This is a genomic window from Pseudomonas sp. C321, assembly GCF_055407105.1.
In genome coordinates this window covers 399,336-415,907 of record NZ_JBUZRB010000002.1, presented here as the reverse complement: position 1 = coordinate 415,907, position 16,572 = coordinate 399,336, and the positions used below count along the sequence as shown (strand labels likewise).

The window sequence follows — 16,572 nt, the reverse complement described above, 5'->3', positions numbered from 1 at the left end:
GGCAGGCAGTGTATCACGCAGCGTCTATAGTCTTTTCCACGCGGCGCTGCGCACGCTTTTCGTGCATGGGGTCGGGCAGCTGCGCACTGTTTTCGTGCGTATCCACACCGCTGTAGGCCCCCGCAAGTGGGCACGAGTGAGCAAAGGATTGATTTCAGTGATTTTTACGGAGCTGGCAAGGTTTCTGCTTAGACCATCATGACCCATGCACTGATGCAGTCGCTGTGACGAATGCAGTGCGCCGACGGAGCGGGGTACAGGTTTCGTCACCAGTGGTTAGCTCGCGTCGCAATGGCACTTGTCAGGGCGACGAAGCGTTACAAAGCCAGGCACTGCGCTTAGACTTGAGACGGGTTTGTTTTCCTGGGGCAAGTCCACCAATTCGGGAGAGAGTTTTCATGAAGCTAGTCACTGCCATCATCAAGCCGTTCAAGTTGGACGATGTACGCGAGTCGTTGTCCGAGATCGGCGTGCAGGGCATTACCGTTACTGAGGTCAAAGGCTTCGGTCGGCAGAAGGGGCACACGGAGTTGTATCGCGGCGCGGAATACGTGGTCGATTTCCTGCCGAAGGTGAAGATTGATGTCGCCATTGACGACAAGGATCTTGATCGGGTTATCGAGGCGATAACCAAGGCCGCCAACACCGGCAAGATCGGTGACGGCAAAATCTTCGTGGTCAATCTGGAACAGGCTATTCGCATCCGTACCGGCGAAACCGATACCGACGCAATCTAAGCCGCCAAACCCCAACGCCCCAGGAGAAAACAATATGACTCTGCGTAAATTCGCAGGGCTAGGAGCCCTGTTGTCCATCGTAATGCCCAGCCTGGCTATGGCGGCAGACGAAGTGGCGGCTCCAGTCCTCAACTCCGGCGACACCGCCTGGATGCTGACCGCTACCGCATTGGTGTTGTTCATGACCATCCCCGGTCTGGCGCTGTTCTACGGCGGCATGGTCCGCTCCAAAAACATTCTTTCCGTGATGATGCAGTGCTTCGCCATTACCGGCCTGATCAGCATTCTGTGGGTCGTCTACGGCTACAGCATTGCGTTCGACACTACCGGGATGGAGCAGGGTGTCGTCAACTTCAACTCGTTCTTCGGCGGCATGGGCAAGGCGTTCCTGGCGGGTGTCACTCCGGCCAGCATCACCGGGCCTGCGGCGCTGTTCCCTGAGGCGGTGTTCATCACCTTCCAGATGACCTTCGCCATCATCACTCCGGCACTGATCGTCGGTGCGTTCGCTGAGCGCATGAAGTTCTCCGCCATGCTGATCTTCATGGCCATCTGGTTCACCCTGGTCTATGCGCCGATTGCGCACATGGTCTGGAGCGGCAACGGTGGCCTGTTGTGGGATTGGGGCGTACTGGACTTCGCTGGCGGCACCGTGGTGCACATCAACGCCGGTATTGCTGGCCTGGTGGCGTGCATCGTGCTCGGCAAGCGTAAAGGCTACCCGACCACGCCGATGGCTCCGCACAACCTGGGTTACACCCTGATCGGCGCCGCGATGCTGTGGATTGGCTGGTTCGGCTTCAACGCAGGTTCCGCTGCTGCTGCCAACGGCACTGCCGGCATGGCGATGCTGGTGACCCAGATCGCTACCGCTGCTGCGGCGCTGGGCTGGATGTTCGCCGAGTGGATCACCCACGGCAAGCCAAGTGCCCTGGGTATTGCTTCGGGTGTGGTTGCCGGTTTGGTCGCCATTACGCCAGCCGCTGGCACCGTGGGCCCGATGGGCGCCCTGGTGATTGGTCTGGTTGCCGGTGTGATCTGCTTCTTCTGCGCTACCAGCCTCAAGCGCAAGCTGGGCTACGACGACTCCCTGGACGCCTTCGGTGTTCACGGTATCGGCGGTATCGTCGGTGCGATCCTCACCGGTGTGTTCGCAGCCCCGGCCCTGGGCGGCTTCGGCACTGTGACTGATGTTGCGGCACAGGTCTGGATTCAGGCCAAGGGTGTCGGTTTCACGGTGATCTACACCGGTATCGTGACCTTCGTCATCCTCAAGGTGCTGGACAAGGTCATGGGCCTGCGGGTTACTGAAGAGGAAGAGGCGGTCGGCCTCGATCTGGCGGAACACAACGAACGTGGCTACAACTTGTAAGTACGCTTAAAAAAGATGCCCGGCTTGCCGGGCATTTTTTTGTCTAGGATTTGTCTGCGGTGAAGGGTTGTGAGTATTTTTGTGCTGACTTTGTGATTGGATCCATAGGGTACTTTTCACTGTGCGAATGTCTTACATGCATGTAGGCGTATTCGGCACTTTGTTTTTTCCCTGAGCGCGCTAGAATGCGCGCCGATGTGCGCAGAACTGTATGTGGCAACAGACCCTGATTATCCTGCGGGCCAAGCCCCGGGGCTTTCATCTGGTGACGGACGAGTTGCTCGTTGGTTTGCCTGAATTGAAGGCTAGTCGGATGGGCTTGTTGTATTTGTGGCTGCAGCACACCTCGGCCTCGTTGACCGTCAACGAGAATGCCGACCCGGCGGTTCGCCGTGACTTCAAACGTTTTTTCAACACGCTGGTGCCACAAGGTAGAGCGGTGTATGAACATGACGACGAAGGCCCGGATGATCTGCCGGCGTACTTCAAGGGCAGACTGCTGGGCTGTCAGTTGAGTTTGCCGGTCAAGGCCGGCCACTTGGCGATGAGGACCTGGCAAGGTGTTTATCTGGGCGAGCACCGCGATCATGGTGGTGCTCGTAAAGTCCTCGCCACCTTGCACGGTGATGGGGCATAAGCCGCTGGTTATCCGGTGGATGTTGATTTTTTTCCAGCTGCCGTCGACAGACGGCGAAGCTGGGCTATAACTAATCTGCTTTTCGCAAGTCATGAGGTAGAACATGAGCGACGATGATCTGGAAAACGACGACCTCGAAGTAGGTGACGACGAAGCCGAAGAAGGTCTGGAAGCGGCTGCGTCAGACGTTGCTGACGACGACGACGGCGGGGAAGACGCACCGGCTCCGGCTGCCAAGGGCAAGGCCAAGGCTGCTGTTTCGGTTGACGAGCTGCCAAGCGTTGAAGCCAAGAACAAAGAGCGCGATGCGCTGGCCCGAGCGATGGATGAATTCCTCGCCAAAGGCGGCAAAGTGCAGGAAGTCGAGGCCAACGTGGTGGCTGATCCACCGAAAAAGCCTGATAACAAGTACGGCAGCCGGCCTATCTAAGGTCAGTTACTTGCTTGCTGAAAAAGCCCGCCGTCGCTGCGGGCTTTTTCATGGGTGACACAAAGAGCCTTTCACCACCAGGTTATACGCTCCAGCGGGCGAGCAAGTCGGGCAGTTCAGTCAGGCTGCGAATCTCTGCATCTGGCAATTGCTCGGTTTCCCAGGCTTTACCCGCTGGGTTGAACCAGATGGCGCGAAGCCCCGCCTGCTGGGCGCCGGCAATGTCATCGCCGGGGTGGTCACCAATATGTACGGCGGCGCTCGCATCTACGCCACCGCGCTGTAACGCCTCCTGAAACAGTCGTGCGTCCGGCTTGGCGATGCCGATATCCTCGGCGCGCAGAGCAAACTTAAAGTAATCCGCCAGACCAACGCGCTGCACATCGGCATTGCCATTGGTGATCACTCCCAGCATGTACTGGCGGCCCAGGGCCTGCAGCATGGGCTCTGCTTCGGGGAATATAGTGAGTTGGTGCCGGGCGTGGATAAACGCTTCGAAACACGCATCCGCCAACTCCGTCGCCTCAGGCTGTGGATAACCAGCCTCTTCAAAGGCATGCAGCAGGACGCGGTGACGCAACACACTGATACGGGATTTCAGCTCGGGATAGCGCTGCAGCACCTGTTGGCGCAGGTCGGCGAACTTTTCCAGGGGCAATTCGCCCACCAATGAGGCATTAGTGGCGAGCCACTCGCGCATCGACGCCTCGGCGCTGATGATGACGGGCACGTTATCCCAGAGCGTGTCGTCCAGGTCGAAGGTGATCAGCTTGATGCTCATGAGTCGCTGCCTTTAATGCGTTTGGCCCGTGGATGGGCGCTGTCGTACACCGTCGCCAGGTGCTGGAAGTCCAGGTGGGTGTAGATCTGGGTGGTCTTGATGTCGGAGTGGCCGAGCAGTTCCTGCACCGCGCGCAAGTCTTGTGAAGACTCCAGCATGTGGCTGGCAAACGAGTGTCGGAGCATGTGCGGGTGGAGGTTTTGCCCCAGCTCGCGCTCGCCGGCGGCCTTGACCCGCAACTGGATCGCCCGTGGCCCGAGGCGCCGGCCTTGCTGGCTGACAAACACCGCGTCATCCGCCGGATTGCTCAGGGCTCGCAACCCCAACCACAGTTGCAAGGCTTCCCGGGCTTTCTTGCCGACCGGCAGCACGCGGGTCTTGCTGCCTTTGCCGAGCACTTGTACCAGGCCATCCGCGAGGTCCAACTGATCGAGGTTGAGGCCGGTCAACTCCGACAGGCGCAGGCCCGAGGAGTAGAACAGCTCAAGGATCGCCTGGTCGCGCCGGGCGAGGAAGTCATCCTCTACCGCGCCATCGAGCAGTTGCAAGGTACGGTCGGCGTCGAGGGTTTTGGGCAGGCGCCGTTCGCCCTTGGGCGGCGCGAGGCCGTTGGCCGGGTCGTGGTCGCAGAGGCCTTCGCGGTTCAGGTAGTGATAAAGGCCACGCACCGCCGACAGCAAGCGCGCCAGGCTACGAGAGGATTGGCCTTGCTGGTGGAGGCGGGCGATCAGGCTACGCAAGCTCTGGATATCCAGGGCTTTCCAACTGCCGATCTGTTGTTTCTCGCAGAATGCCAGGACCTTGTTCAGGTCCCGTCGGTAGGCTTCAAGCGTATGGGGAGACACCTGGCGCTCGCTGCGCAGATGAGCGCAGTAGGCGTCCAGTTGTCGTTCCATGGCTAGCGCACCGCGCGCAGGGCGGTGGTGAAGCGCGGCAGGACGCGGCCTAACACTTCGGCGATATAGCTCAAGAACAGCGTACCCACCGAACTCTTGTAATGCTGTGGATCACGGCTGGCGATGGCCAGTACACCGTGCAGGCCTTGATGGCTGAGGGCGACCACGGCCGTGGAACCGATCTGCTTGCGCTGTTCTTCACCAAACAGGAAGTCCAGCTCATGCTCGCGCAGAGTGCCACTGATGGTTTTGCCTTCCGACAGCAGGCCACCAATGGCGGTTTGTGCATCGCTGCCGCTGACCCAGCGGCCCACCGGTATCGGGTTGTCGCTGAACAGGATCAGGCTGACAAAAGGTACCTGGAAATCCTGGCGCAGGCTGTCTTCGACGGCAATGACCGCGTCTTCCAGGCTGGCGGCGTCCATCAGGGTCAGGACCAGTCGACGGGTCTTGTCGAACAGGCGGTCGTTGTCGCGGGCCACGTCCATCAGTTGCGAGAGCCGATGGCGCATTTCGATATTGCGCTCGCGCAGGATCTTCATCTGCCGCTCCACCAGCGACACGGTATCGCCGCGTTGGTGGGGAATGCGCAGGGCCGGCAGCAGCTCTTCATGCTCGACGAAGAAGTCCGGGTTAGCCTCCAGGTAAGCGGCGACGGCCGCCGCCTCCAGACTTTCATCAGGGGTTGGTTCGGATTCTTGAACGGGTACCTGGGGCTTATCGGTCATTGGATTGGCTCACTCATAGACGGACCTGTCCTTCGTATACACGCATGGCCGGACCGGTCATCTTCACCGGCAGGCCTGGGCCTGCCCATTCGATGGACAGGCGTCCGCCGGGCAGGTCGATCAATAGTGGCGAATCCATCCACCCCTGGCTGATCGCGGCCACGGCAGCGGCGCAAGCACCGGTGCCGCAGGCCTGGGTTTCTCCGGCACCGCGCTCCCAGACGCGTAATTGCGCGCGGGAGCGGTCGATGACCTGCAGGAAACCGACGTTTACCCGTGCCGGAAAACGCGGGTGATGTTCTATCTTCGGCCCCAGCTCATGGACAGGCGCGCTGTTGATGTCGTTGACCCGCAGTACCGCATGGGGGTTGCCCATGGACACGGCGGCCAGTTCTACGCTCTCGCCGTCGACATCGACGCAATAGCTCAGGGCCTGTTCGACAGCCTGGAACGGAATATCCGCCGGAACCAGCCGAGGCGCGCCCATGTCGACGCTGATCTGGCCGTCGCTGCGAATATCCAGCTCGATAATGCCGCTTTTAGTCTCGACGCGAATCTGCCGCTTGGCGGTCAGGCGCTTGTCCAGGACAAAACGGGCGAAACAGCGTGCGCCGTTGCCACACTGTTCTACTTCGGAACCGTCGGAGTTGAAGATCCGGTAACGGAAATCCACGTCCGGATTACTCGGCGCCTCGACGAGCAGCAACTGGTCGAAGCCGACACCGGTGTGTCGGTCGCCCCATTGCTTGGCATGCTTGGGCAGGATGTGCGCGTGCTGGCTGACTAGGTCGAGGACCATGAAGTCATTGCCCAGGCCGTGCATCTTGGTAAAACGCAGCAGCATGGTCTTACTCCGGCAGCAGGCTTTCGCCAGCAAACAACTCGGCTACCGTCTCGCGGCGACGCACTTCAAACGCTTGATCACCGTCCACCAACACTTCGGCGGTACGCCCGCGGGTGTTGTAGTTGGAGCTCATGACAAATCCGTAGGCACCGGCCGAATGCACGGCCAGCAGATCGCCTTCTTCCAGGGCCAACTGACGTTCCTTGGCCAGGAAGTCGCCGGTTTCGCAGATCGGGCCGACGATGTCATAGGTGCGGCTTGCGCCATCGCGTGGGCGAACAGCAGTGACATTCATCCAGGCCTGGTACAGCGCGGGGCGGATCAGGTCGTTCATCGCCGCATCGACGATGGCGAAGTCCTTGTGTTCGGTGTGCTTGAGGTACTCGATCTGGGTCAGCAGTACGCCGGCATTGGCGACGATATAACGGCCCGGCTCGAACATCAGTGTCAGGTCGCGGCCTTTGGTGCGCTCACGCACGGCCTTGATGTAGTCGGCCACCAGCGGCGGCTCTTCATCGCGATAACGCACGCCGACACCGCCACCGAGGTCGATGTGGTGCAGGTAAATGCCGCACTCGCCGAGGCGGTCGATCAGCGCCAGCAGGCGGTCGAGGGCATCGAGGAAGGGAGGCAGGCTGGTCAGTTGCGAGCCAATGTGGCAGTCGACACCCAGTACTTCCAGGTTCGGCAGTTGGGCGGCGCGGATGTACACATCCTCCGCGTCAGCAATGGCGATGCCAAACTTGTTTTCTTTAAGACCGGTAGAAATGTATGGGTGAGTACCTGCATCAACATCCGGGTTGACCCGCAGGGAGATAGGCGCGCGAACGCCCATCTCGGCGGCGATCACTTGCAGGCGCTCCAACTCGTCGGTGGATTCGACGTTGAAGCAATGCACGCCCACTTCCAGGGCGCGGCGCATGTCTTCACGGGACTTGCCGACGCCAGAGAACACGATCTTGTCAGCCTTGCCGCCAGCCGCGAGCACACGCTCCAGCTCGCCTCGGGACACGATGTCGAAACCGGCGCCCAGGCGGGCCAGGACATTGAGCACGGCCAGGTTGGAGTTGGCCTTGACCGCGTAGCACACCAGGTGTGGCGTACCGTCCAGCGCATCGGCGAAGGTACGGTATTGTGCTTCGATGTGGGCACGAGAATAAACGTAGGTCGGGGTGCCAAAGCGCTCGGCAATTGCAGACAGCGCCACGCCTTCCGCGAACAGCTCGCCGTCCCGGTAGTTAAAAGCGTCCATGGTGTTCCCTTAGTAGGTGTCGTGCTTGTGCGCTTTGGTTTGCGATGATTGCGCCTGTTCATTCGGGTCTTTGCTGTCATCGGGCAGATACAGCGGGCCTTTTTGACCACAGGCACTAACGAGGCAAGCGACCGCGACGAGCGCAGCAAGGGAAGAGATCAGGCGCTTCATGGCGAAATCCTTGAATATGCATTAATTGCGCCCGAGTATACCGACCACCCGCCAGCTTGCCTATGCGCCGGGACACCCGTCCGGCGGGGCTTTGCCGAGTTTCTCGGGAAGTGGCCTACCTCAAGCGAGGATATTTCATGCAGCTCTCGGCAATGAAATCGGTATCCTTTGCAATCGGCGGGGCTCGCCCGTATCGTGCGGCGCTTGAGCGTGAGTAGACACTTTTCGAGGTTCCCACAATGAGTTTGACCGAAGCCCGTTTTCACGATCTGGTGGATGCCACCCAGCAAGCGCTGGAAGATATTTTCGACGAGAGTGGCCTGGACGTGGATCTGGAGAACTCGGCGGGCGTACTGACCGTCAAGTTCGAGAACGGTAGCCAGTTGATCTTCAGTCGTCAGGAGCCTCTGCGTCAGTTATGGCTGGCTGCGCGCTCCGGTGGCTTTCACTTTGACTACGATGAAGAGGAAAAGCGCTGGGCGCATGACACCAGCGATGAGCTGCTCAGCGAAATGCTCGCGCGCATCACCCTGGAACAAGCCGGCGTCGAGCTGGACTTCGACGAGATCTGATCGTGACACAGCCTGTTTCGGTACGCCCGCCCAAGCCGCTGTTCAGCAATGCCAGCCCGGCGGTGCCGTCACCTTGTATCAGTTTATGTCGGCTAGATGAGCAGAAAGTCTGCCTCGGCTGCTTCCGGCATGTGGAAGACATCCGTGAATGGCGCTCTGCTGACGATCAGCGCCGACGGGTAATCGTCGCCCAGGCCGAGCAGCGCAAGGCTGGCGCCTGACCCTCAGGTCAGCCTGTCTTGTTTATTTATTGTGCTGTGGTAGTGTCCGGATACACCTCAACTCATCGAGGTCCGTGAGAACCCCGCCTTTTCCTGGCGGGGTTTTGCTTTTTTGTGCAGAAAAAAGGAGTCTGCCTGAATCATGACCGCACCTTCCATCATCCTCACCCGTCTTGACGTGCAGCGTCTTGAGCAACTGATCGACCGCGTAGGCGAAGCCTCGCCGGGCGTCGAGGCCCTGCAACATGAGCTCGACCGCGCCGAAGAAGTGGTTGGCCACGATGAAGTGCCTGCCGGTGTTGTCACCATGAACTCCAGCGTGCATTGCCGTGAGCAAGGCAGTGGCAAGGACTATCACCTGACCCTGGTGTACCCCAAGGACGCGAATGCCGACGAAGGCAAAATCTCGATCCTGGCTCCGGTCGGCAGCGCCTTGCTGGGCTTGCAAGTCGGCCAGCACATTGATTGGCCTGCACCGGGCGGCAAGACCCTCAAGCTTGAATTGCTCAGTGTCGAAGTTCAGCCCAAAGACGGCGGCGCCTTTTCTCTCTAAACCTGGCCCAGTGCCTCGTTGAGCGCCTGTTCCAACTCGGCCTTGTAGCGCAGGTACAGATTGCTCGGGCTTTGAACATCACCGAGCAGGCCGGACAGGTCCAGATCGGTGATGTAGCAACGGTAACGCTCGGTCTCCCGGCGTTGCCCGACGATTTCCTGGGCGACCACTGCAAACAGTTGGTCGCCAAATTCCAGCTCGGAAAACTCCCGTTGATTGCAGTACAAGGTGATGCCGACCTGGCCGGGTGCGGCTTTGCCGATAATCGCCTGCACGTCGTAGAACGGCTTGTTGGTCGGGTTTTGCGGCGCCGGACGAGGCTCGGCCCTGCGTGCGCGGCCGCTGCCCGAAGGTGATAGCTGATAATACAGAGTCTGCACCGCGTCCAGCGGTTGCTGGAGGTCCAGCGGTGACAGCGCGTCACGGCGATAGATGACCGATTGCAGGAACCGCTGCAAGGGCACCAACAGGCTTTGCTCGTCGTGAAACGGCAGGCGTTGCTGCCAGAGCGCGTTGAACTCGTCGAGCACGTACAGCTCGGCGAAGGTGTCGTTGATCCGGTAGAACACCTGGACACAGTCCGGCAGGCCCATGGGCAGCAGCAGCGCCAGGTCGTGGTCTTCCAAGGCCATGGCGTCCAGGTGCAGCGGGCTGTAGCTGGCCAATTCCTCGCTAAGGTAGTCGACCAGCGCCTGCTGGCTAGCCAGTGACACATGGTTGGCCTGGCCTGGCGCCAACTCCATCACGTGATAGTGCTGTTGTACCTGAATCAAGTAGCGATGGTTGAGCTGGCCGAGCAGCAGGTTTTGCGCGGTGTCGAAAATCTCTTCCACCCGTTGGGCAATGAATTGCGCGCGGTTGTGACAGAAACAGCGCACCCGCAGCCGCGGCAGATGATTGCGCGGCAGTTGGTTGAGGTAGTCGCGCAGGCAATCGAGTAGGGCGTGGGGGCCGTCGTAGCGGCTGACCATCACCTCGTTCCAGCTGTTGAGCGTGACCTGGTCCAGGGTCAGCACCAGGTTTTCCCGCACTCCTGCGTAGCTCAGGGAGTCGGTACGCTCGGTGGTCATCAGGATATTCAGGTCGCGGTGATGCTTGAGCGGATCGACGCCGACATTGACCAGCAACAGCACTTCATCGGGTATCGCCGTACGCAGCAGCTGATCCTCATCAACGCTGACCAGAGGCAGGGTTATGGTCTGCTGCAGGCTGCCCAGCAGGTTGAATAGTTCGAACTCGGTCAGGTCGCTGGTGCCTGGATGTAGCGCCAGGCGGGTGCTGCTGTCGATCACCCCGTTGCGGTGGCACCAGGTGAGTATTTCCAGCAGGTCACGGCTGCGCTTGATTGGCGCAAAGTGTTCCCACTCCAGAGCCGTCAGGTTGCCGTTGTACAGTCCCCAATGGTGCTGGCCCGGCTCCTTGCGGTTGGGCGACTGCACCAGCGTCAGGGTGTCTTCGGCCAAGTCGGGGGCAATACCAGGGTTGATGAACTCGACCTTGCCGGCCTTGCGCTCGAAGGCGGCATACAGGCGCCGGCCGAGCACATTGAGGTCGCGCTTGTTGATCAGGCTGACGGTCTGTTCGGTGCGGGCGAACTGGGTCAGGAAGCGATAGCTGTAATTGAGTTCGTTGACCAGGGCCCGGCGTTCGGACGCAACCTGGCGGACTTTCCACTGGCTGCGGCTATCGAGCAAGGCCAGTTGTCGTTGATCCCAGCCCCATTCGTTGGCCAGCCGCTCCAGCAGCAATCGTTGCCAGCCAGAGGTACGCTGCCCACTGCTGAGTTTGCGATTGACCTTCAGGTACAGGCTGCGCCGCACCAGTTCCAGGCGCTCCGGTTCGTTGCGGCCCTGGAGGTATTCCTCGATGCGGCGATAGACCACGATGTACGGGTCCAACTCATCCAGATCGACCTGGTTGGCGAACACCGCACGTTTGAAGCGAAGGCTCAGGCAGTGCACCTTGGGGTGTTCGCTGGCGTAGACCTCGGTCAACAGCAGCTTGAGCACCGATTTGTAGGGTGACTCAATGCCCTTGAACAGCTGCCACAGGCCTGCGCCGATAAACTCACCGGGCGGGATGTGCGCCAGGTGGCCGAGGTCGAGGGTTTCATCGGCGCGTATAAAGCGTTTTGAGATCAGCGCGTGAGTGAATTGGGCATAGCGGGTTTCTTCGTAGACCGGCACCAGCCACCAGATGGGCGTACGTCCGGCCAGCCAGATGGCGGTGCGGTAGAACTCGTCCAGCAACAGATAGTGCTGGGTCGTCCCGCAATCGTCGGAACTGAGCTGGGTGTCGCGCTCACCCTGGACAAAGCGGTTCGGTTCGATAAGGAAGAAGTGCGCTTCGGCGCCCATGGTCAAGGCCCAGGCTTCCAGCAACTGGCATTTCTTGCGCAGTTCGGTCAGCTCGCTCTCGCTTAAATCAGCGGCGTGGCAGACCCAAACGTCCATATCACTCTGATCTGCCTGAGCCAGGGTGCCGAGGCTGCCCATCAGAAACAGACCATGAATAGGGCGCGGAGGGTTGCCGTGACGGGGCTTGTAGGAAAAAGAGCGGGTCAGGCGCTGGGCTTCGGCCAATGCCTGGTCGTCAGGTTCGAAGTTCGACAGCCCGGCCGGAGTGCTGCCCGAGACATAGCCGGGCAACAGCGGGTGATTGACGTGAAAAAACAGCGGTAGCAGGGTTAGTACGCTTTGCTGGCGCGGCGTCAAACCTTCCATGGCCCTGGTCATGCGCCCTTCATTGAGGGTCAGAAATCGTGTGCGCAACTGGGCCAGCACCTTGCGGTCGATGCCTTCGTCCAGGTTGGGGCGGATTTCGTGGGTGCGGGTCATGTCGAACTCGGTGGCTCGCAGGGCCCGGCGTGGGCAGCCGTATAGGAGTTTACAGACAGAAGCGTAGGAGGCTTAAGGGGAATTTGTTTTTGGCGTCAGAATTTTATCCCGGGCGCAGAAGTGCCCGCGGAATCCGTCAGAAGGGATTCCGTGGGCGATACGATGTGTCAGGCTGCTTCTGTGGCGGTGGTCAGTATGGTCAGAAGGCTTTGGGCATGTTGAGCCGCGTCCCGGCCGAGGCTAGTCAGATAGCCGCCGTCTGGCTGGTCGATCAAGTCTTTTTCAAACAGTCGCCGGGCAGCAGCGATAGCAGCAGGTGCTGCAGTTTGATGAACTTTCAGACCTTCCTGGGAGCTGTCCAGGTTGAAGAGTGCAAGGATTTCCAGTTCGGCAACCAACTCAGGGGTATACGACATAAGGACTCCAGACTTTCTAGGAATTTTTAGGCGTTAGCAGTCCATAAGGTGAACGTACTTTGCCAAGCTGTCCAGTCAGAAGTCGTGAGGTCTTGATATGGGACAGGATTGTGGCCAGCAAGAGTTTGCTGGCCAGGAAGATGTTCTGCTTACTGCTTCTCTGGCGGCAACTCTGGCAGCGCGCGCAAGGCAGTTTCATACCATTCGGTATTGAAGGCGCGGTCTTCTTCGAGCAAGGCGTCGATTTCGATGGCGAGTACATGGGCCATCATTTGCAGGATGTCTTCGCGCTCGTAGCCCACCAGGGTCAGCTTGTTGAACGTGGCTTTGGCGGCAGGCGGGTTGTCGCTTTCGATCTGGTTTTCGATCGCTTCAATTAAGGTGGTCTCGGCGAACTCTTCTTCGTCGTTGTCGATATCGGTTGGCTCGCTCATGGCAGGCTCCTGAAGGAAAGGGCGCCAGTCTACCCCCATTCAGGGAGGTGATGCTGCTGGTCAGATCAGGCATGACGTTCTATAACCAACGCAGCCAACCCCCTGCATGGCCTGGAGGCTTTGTGATGCTCAAGCTTTACGGATTTTCGGTCAGCAACTACTACAACATGGTCAAACTGGCGCTCCTGGAAAAAGGATTGCCCTTTGAAGAGGTGCCTTTCTACGCCGGGCAAACCGCGCAAGCCCTAGGGATAAGCCCGAGGGGCAAGGTGCCGGTGCTGGGTGTCGAGCAAGGATTTATCAACGAAACCAGCGTCATCCTCGAATACATCGAACAGACCCAGGGTGGGCCTTCGCTGCTGCCCAGCGACCCGTTCCAGCGTGCCCAGGTGCTGGCGTTGTGTAGGGAAATCGAGTTGTACATCGAGCTGCCGGCTCGTGCCTGCTTTGCCGAAGCCTTCTTTGGCATGCCGGTAGCGGAGGCGATCAAGGAAAAATCCAAGGCAGAGTTGTTGCTGGGGATCGCCGCGTTGGGGCGGCACGCAAAGTTCGCGCCCTATGTGGCGGGCGATAGTTTCAGCATTGCGGATTTGTACTTCATGTACAGCGTGAACCTCGCCTGTGCGGTGGGCGAGAAGCTGTTTGGCCTGGACTTGTTGGCTGAGTTGCCCACAGCCAAGGCGTTGCTGGAGCGTTTGCACGCATTGCCCAATGCCTTGCGGGTGGCGGCGGATAGGGAAGCGGCGATGCCGGCGTTCATGGCGATGATTGCTGCCAAGAAGTAGCGGATCAGTCTGTTGAGTAACTTTGTGGTGAGCGGGCTGTTGTGGCAAGGGGACAAGCCCCCTCGCCACAACTAGCTCCTTGCCACAGTTTCGGGTTAGCGGCTGGCGAGCAATGCTTGACCGCGTACCACCGCTGCCTTCACCTGCGCCGGTGCAGTACCGCCGATATGGTTACGGGCATTCACCGAACCTTCCAGGGTCAATACCGCAAACACGTCCTGCTCGATCTGGTCACTGAACCGGCGCAGCTCTTCCAGGCTCATTTCCGCCAGGTCCTTGCTGTTTTCCACGCCGTATTTCACGGCATGGCCAACGATTTCGTGGCAGTCGCGAAACGGCAGGCCACGGCGTACCAGATAGTCGGCCAGGTCAGTGGCGGTGGAGAAACCGCGCAGCGCCGCTTCACGCATGATGGCGTGCTTGGGCTTGATCGCCGGGATCATGTCGGCAAAGGCCCGCAGAGAGTCGCGCAAGGTGTCGGCGGCGTCGAACAGCGGTTCCTTGTCTTCCTGGTTGTCCTTGTTGTAGGCCAACGGCTGGCCTTTCATCAGGGTCAACAGGCCCATCAACGCGCCGAATACACGGCCGCTCTTGCCACGCACCAGTTCCGGAACGTCAGGGTTTTTCTTTTGCGGCATGATCGAACTGCCGGTGCAGAAGCGATCCGGCAGGTCGATGAACTGAAATTGCGCGCTGGTCCACAGCACCAGTTCTTCGGAGAAACGCGACAGGTGCATCATCGCGATGCTGGCCGCGGCGCAGAATTCGATGGCGAAGTCACGGTCTGACACGCCGTCCAGGGAGTTGCCGCCGACGGCGTCGAAACCCAGCAGTTGTGCAGTGTATTCGCGGTCGATCGGGTAGGTGGTGCCGGCCAGCGCGGCACTGCCCAGGGGCATGCGGTTGGCGCGCTTGCGGCAGTCCACCAGGCGCTCGTAATCGCGGCTGAGCATTTCGAACCAGGCCAGCAAGTGGTGACCGAATGTCACAGGCTGCGCGGTCTGCAAGTGGGTGAAGCCGGGCATGATGGTGTCGGACTCACGCTCGGCCTGCTCCAGCAGGCCTTTTTGCAGGCGGGTGATTTCAGCGAGGATCAGGTCGATCTCGTCCCGCAGCCACAGGCGAATATCGGTGGCCACCTGGTCGTTACGGCTGCGACCGGTGTGCAGTTTCTTGCCGGTCACACCGATGCGGTCGGTGAGGCGGGCCTCGATATTCATGTGCACGTCTTCCAGGTCGACGCGCCAGTCAAAGGTGCCGGCTTCGATTTCACCACGGATGATGTTCAGGCCATCGATGATGCTGTCGCGCTCGGCGTCGGTCAGCACGCCGACCTTGGCCAGCATGGTGGCGTGGGCGATGGAACCCATGATGTCGTGGCGGTAGAGGCGCTGGTCGAACGTGACGGAGGCGGTGAAGCGCGCGACGAAGGCGTCGACGGGTTCACTGAAGCGGCCGCCCCAGGACTGGTTGGTCTTGTCGGTGCTCATGGATTCGCTCGTGATCTGCTGAAAGAGGGCATGAAGTGTTCCGCCGATAATAACAGGGTTGCCCTAGAGGCGTTGATACAGCGCGGCGGCATTTTTATTTACGAGGAGGATGGCTAAGTGCCTTGCCCCCGGCCTCGTCCGGGAAGAGACTGGAGGCAGGATTGAATCAAGGGTTTAAAGCCGCCCGCACCTTGAGGTAAACAAAGGGTGTTTATTGAGACGATATTTGACGATTGAGCAATATCGTCTCTGCGAACGTCTACAGTTGGACTGTGAAGAAGCAAGTATTCGTATCCGTGGCGCTCAGGGCCCGGGGCGTCGCCTATGCGTTGATTTGATCCATCTTGCACCAATGACGGTCGGCGGGGTCGAAGTTCAAGCTATCCATAATGAGAGGGGGGTGTTCGTATTGTGTATCAGCAAACCCTACGACGATGCCCGAAGGCAGCAGGCTTTGGGCGCGATTGAACAGGACCGGGTAAATATTGGTGCCGCTCTTGGGGCACTTTTTGCCGCTCCCGCTAGTCTTAGCGTGGATCGCCGTGACGGAAGTCACCGCACCTGTCTACGCTATCCTTGTGCGAGACTCACGCAGGAATCCAGCGCAATATGAATGTCCTGATCGTTGATGACGAACCCCAAGCCCGCGAGCGACTGAGCCGTATGGTCAGTGAGATCGAGGGATACAGTGTCCTTGAGCCGAGCGCCTCCAACGGCGACGAGGCATTGGTCTTGATTGACAGCCTGAAACCGGATGTCGTCTTGCTTGATATCCGCATGCCGGGCCTTGATGGCCTGCAGGTTGCGGCCCGATTGAGCGAGCGCGAGTCAGCGCCCAATGTGGTGTTTTGTGCGGCCGAGGATGAGTTCCCCCTTGAGGCCCTACAAACCAGCGAGGTGAGTTTTCTGGCCAAGCCGGTGCGCGCCGAAGACCTGCTCAAAGCCTTGAAAAAGGCAGAGCGCCCCAGTCGCGTCCAGCTCGCCGCCCTGACCCAGCCCGCAGCGCAAAGCGGCAACGGGCCACGCAGCCATATCAGTGCACGGACCCGCAAGGGCATAGAACTGATCCCCCTTGACCAGGTGGTCTACTTCATCGCCGATCATAAGTACGTGACCTTGCGTCACGAGGCCGGGGAAGTGCTGCTCGATGAGCCGCTCAAGGCCCTGGAAGACGAGTTTGGTGAGCGCTTCGTGCGTATCCACCGCAATGCGCTGGTAGCCCGCGAACGCATCGAGCGCCTGCAACGCACGCCGCTGGGACACTTTCAGTTATTTCTGAAGGGGCTTAACGGCGACGCCTTGATCGTCAGCCGGCGCCACGTCGCGGGTGTGCGCAAGATGATGCAGCAGCTTTAACCCGAGGGTTGCGGCGACCTTCACATCCTCTATCCCGGTGCGTTGAGGCCAGGGAGGCCC

General features: G+C 59.8%; 19 protein-coding genes. 9 read left to right on the top strand and 10 right to left on the bottom strand.

Translation table 11 applies throughout. The features are described from left to right. Positions 1-398: 398 nt before the first annotated feature. The 4 genes from glnK to sutA all read left to right on the top strand — a co-directional run bounded on the left by glnK (position 399) and on the right by sutA (position 3,176). A complete protein-coding gene (gene glnK, locus ACZRJ6_RS07925) occupies positions 399-737 on the top strand; it encodes a P-II family nitrogen regulator (RefSeq protein ID WP_002555808.1) in 339 nt (112 codons plus the stop codon). 34 nt (positions 738-771) lie between these two features. Continuing rightward, positions 772-2,109: an ammonium transporter gene (locus ACZRJ6_RS07920; RefSeq protein WP_463967644.1), complete on the top strand. Its 1,338-nt coding sequence runs from the start codon at positions 772-774 to the stop codon at positions 2,107-2,109. Positions 2,110-2,320: 211 nt separating this feature from the next. Further along, positions 2,321-2,746 (top strand): secondary thiamine-phosphate synthase enzyme YjbQ, encoded by a 426-nt coding sequence (locus tag ACZRJ6_RS07915; RefSeq protein WP_463967645.1) that lies wholly within the window; start codon positions 2,321-2,323, stop codon positions 2,744-2,746. A 103-nt stretch (positions 2,747-2,849) separates the two neighbouring features. Then, a complete protein-coding gene (sutA, locus tag ACZRJ6_RS07910) occupies positions 2,850-3,176 on the top strand; it encodes a transcriptional regulator SutA (RefSeq protein ID WP_463967646.1) in 327 nt (108 codons plus the stop codon). A gap of 82 nt (positions 3,177-3,258) precedes the next feature. Here the strand turns inward: sutA and ACZRJ6_RS07905 are convergent, their stop codons facing one another. From ACZRJ6_RS07905 to lptM, 6 genes are read right to left on the bottom strand one after another with little or no spacing between them, the layout of a single operon-like run. Beyond that, the gene (locus tag ACZRJ6_RS07905; RefSeq protein ID WP_463967647.1) at positions 3,259-3,957 is read right to left on the bottom strand and encodes an HAD family hydrolase; all 699 of its coding nucleotides are present in this window, start codon (positions 3,955-3,957) and stop codon (positions 3,259-3,261) included. Next, a complete protein-coding gene (gene xerC, locus ACZRJ6_RS07900) occupies positions 3,954-4,853 on the bottom strand; it encodes a tyrosine recombinase XerC (protein ID WP_463967648.1) in 900 nt (299 codons plus the stop codon). Before xerC ends, ACZRJ6_RS07905 begins: the two co-directional genes overlap by 4 nt. 2 nt (positions 4,854-4,855) lie before the next feature. Next, entirely contained in the window at positions 4,856-5,581 is a 726-nt protein-coding gene (locus tag ACZRJ6_RS07895; protein ID WP_463967649.1) for a DUF484 family protein, read from the bottom strand. Positions 5,582-5,594: 13 nt separating this feature from the next. Continuing rightward, a complete protein-coding gene (dapF, locus tag ACZRJ6_RS07890) occupies positions 5,595-6,425 on the bottom strand; it encodes a diaminopimelate epimerase (protein WP_463967650.1) in 831 nt (276 codons plus the stop codon). Positions 6,426-6,429: 4 nt separating this feature from the next. Then, the gene (lysA, locus tag ACZRJ6_RS07885; protein ID WP_463967651.1) at positions 6,430-7,677 is read right to left on the bottom strand and encodes a diaminopimelate decarboxylase; all 1,248 of its coding nucleotides are present in this window, start codon (positions 7,675-7,677) and stop codon (positions 6,430-6,432) included. A gap of 9 nt (positions 7,678-7,686) precedes the next feature. Beyond that, positions 7,687-7,848, bottom strand: coding sequence for an LPS translocon maturation chaperone LptM (gene lptM / locus ACZRJ6_RS07880; protein ID WP_003208801.1), 162 nt, complete (start codon positions 7,846-7,848; stop codon positions 7,687-7,689). Positions 7,849-8,087: 239 nt separating this feature from the next. Here lptM and cyaY point away from each other — a divergent pair, with 239 nt between their 5' ends. The 3 genes from cyaY (at position 8,088) to rnk (ending at position 9,194) form a co-directional block, all read left to right on the top strand. Beyond that, a complete protein-coding gene (cyaY, locus tag ACZRJ6_RS07875) occupies positions 8,088-8,420 on the top strand; it encodes an iron donor protein CyaY (protein WP_463967652.1) in 333 nt (110 codons plus the stop codon). Between the two features lie 2 nt (positions 8,421-8,422). Next, the gene (locus ACZRJ6_RS07870; RefSeq protein WP_149412344.1) at positions 8,423-8,641 is read left to right on the top strand and encodes a DUF1289 domain-containing protein; all 219 of its coding nucleotides are present in this window, start codon (positions 8,423-8,425) and stop codon (positions 8,639-8,641) included. 142 nt (positions 8,642-8,783) lie between these two features. Continuing rightward, complete coding sequence (gene rnk / locus ACZRJ6_RS07865; protein ID WP_178114369.1) at positions 8,784-9,194, top strand: nucleoside diphosphate kinase regulator; 411 nt, start codon at positions 8,784-8,786, stop codon at positions 9,192-9,194. Here the strand turns inward: rnk and ACZRJ6_RS07860 are convergent. The 3 genes from ACZRJ6_RS07860 to ACZRJ6_RS07850 form a co-directional block, all read right to left on the bottom strand. Continuing rightward, positions 9,191-12,031 carry a class I adenylate cyclase gene (locus ACZRJ6_RS07860; RefSeq protein ID WP_463967653.1) on the bottom strand — a complete coding sequence of 947 codons (2,841 nt, stop codon included), beginning with the start codon at positions 12,029-12,031 and terminating at the stop codon, positions 9,191-9,193. The two genes, rnk and ACZRJ6_RS07860, sit on opposite strands and share 4 nt — an antisense overlap. A 167-nt stretch (positions 12,032-12,198) precedes the next feature. Continuing rightward, the gene (locus ACZRJ6_RS07855; RefSeq protein ID WP_133100804.1) at positions 12,199-12,447 is read right to left on the bottom strand and encodes a TIGR02647 family protein; all 249 of its coding nucleotides are present in this window, start codon (positions 12,445-12,447) and stop codon (positions 12,199-12,201) included. Between the two features lie 149 nt (positions 12,448-12,596). Further along, complete coding sequence (locus ACZRJ6_RS07850; protein ID WP_003208814.1) at positions 12,597-12,881, bottom strand: hypothetical protein; 285 nt, start codon at positions 12,879-12,881, stop codon at positions 12,597-12,599. Between the two features lie 125 nt (positions 12,882-13,006). Here ACZRJ6_RS07850 and ACZRJ6_RS07845 point away from each other — a divergent pair, with 125 nt between their 5' ends. Next, entirely contained in the window at positions 13,007-13,666 is a 660-nt protein-coding gene (locus ACZRJ6_RS07845) for a glutathione S-transferase family protein (protein WP_463967654.1), read from the top strand. Between the two features lie 95 nt (positions 13,667-13,761). Here ACZRJ6_RS07845 and argH read toward each other — a convergent pair whose 3' ends face one another. Continuing rightward, complete coding sequence (argH, locus tag ACZRJ6_RS07840) at positions 13,762-15,156, bottom strand: argininosuccinate lyase (protein WP_149412341.1); 1,395 nt, start codon at positions 15,154-15,156, stop codon at positions 13,762-13,764. A gap of 609 nt (positions 15,157-15,765) precedes the next feature. Between argH and ACZRJ6_RS07835 the strand changes: the two genes are divergently transcribed. Then, the gene (locus ACZRJ6_RS07835; RefSeq protein WP_463967655.1) at positions 15,766-16,512 is read left to right on the top strand and encodes a LytR/AlgR family response regulator transcription factor; all 747 of its coding nucleotides are present in this window, start codon (positions 15,766-15,768) and stop codon (positions 16,510-16,512) included. Positions 16,513-16,572: the final 60 nt, after the last annotated feature.

Coding starts and splice junctions, on each gene's coding strand:
- glnK (WP_002555808.1), top strand. CDS start 399: ATGAAGCTAGTCACTGCCATCATCAAGCCGTTCAAGTTGGACGATGTA.
- ACZRJ6_RS07920 (WP_463967644.1), top strand. CDS start 772: ATGACTCTGCGTAAATTCGCAGGGCTAGGAGCCCTGTTGTCCATCGTA.
- ACZRJ6_RS07915 (WP_463967645.1), top strand. CDS start 2,321: ATGTGGCAACAGACCCTGATTATCCTGCGGGCCAAGCCCCGGGGCTTT.
- sutA (WP_463967646.1), top strand. CDS start 2,850: ATGAGCGACGATGATCTGGAAAACGACGACCTCGAAGTAGGTGACGAC.
- ACZRJ6_RS07905 (WP_463967647.1), bottom strand. CDS start 3,957: ATGAGCATCAAGCTGATCACCTTCGACCTGGACGACACGCTCTGGGAT.
- xerC (WP_463967648.1), bottom strand. CDS start 4,853: ATGGAACGACAACTGGACGCCTACTGCGCTCATCTGCGCAGCGAGCGC.
- ACZRJ6_RS07895 (WP_463967649.1), bottom strand. CDS start 5,581: ATGACCGATAAGCCCCAGGTACCCGTTCAAGAATCCGAACCAACCCCT.
- dapF (WP_463967650.1), bottom strand. CDS start 6,425: ATGCTGCTGCGTTTTACCAAGATGCACGGCCTGGGCAATGACTTCATG.
- lysA (WP_463967651.1), bottom strand. CDS start 7,677: ATGGACGCTTTTAACTACCGGGACGGCGAGCTGTTCGCGGAAGGCGTG.
- lptM (WP_003208801.1), bottom strand. CDS start 7,848: ATGAAGCGCCTGATCTCTTCCCTTGCTGCGCTCGTCGCGGTCGCTTGC.
- cyaY (WP_463967652.1), top strand. CDS start 8,088: ATGAGTTTGACCGAAGCCCGTTTTCACGATCTGGTGGATGCCACCCAG.
- rnk (WP_178114369.1), top strand. CDS start 8,784: ATGACCGCACCTTCCATCATCCTCACCCGTCTTGACGTGCAGCGTCTT.
- ACZRJ6_RS07860 (WP_463967653.1), bottom strand. CDS start 12,031: ATGACCCGCACCCACGAAATCCGCCCCAACCTGGACGAAGGCATCGAC.
- ACZRJ6_RS07855 (WP_133100804.1), bottom strand. CDS start 12,447: ATGTCGTATACCCCTGAGTTGGTTGCCGAACTGGAAATCCTTGCACTC.
- ACZRJ6_RS07850 (WP_003208814.1), bottom strand. CDS start 12,881: ATGAGCGAGCCAACCGATATCGACAACGACGAAGAAGAGTTCGCCGAG.
- ACZRJ6_RS07845 (WP_463967654.1), top strand. CDS start 13,007: ATGCTCAAGCTTTACGGATTTTCGGTCAGCAACTACTACAACATGGTC.
- argH (WP_149412341.1), bottom strand. CDS start 15,156: ATGAGCACCGACAAGACCAACCAGTCCTGGGGCGGCCGCTTCAGTGAA.
- ACZRJ6_RS07835 (WP_463967655.1), top strand. CDS start 15,766: ATGAATGTCCTGATCGTTGATGACGAACCCCAAGCCCGCGAGCGACTG.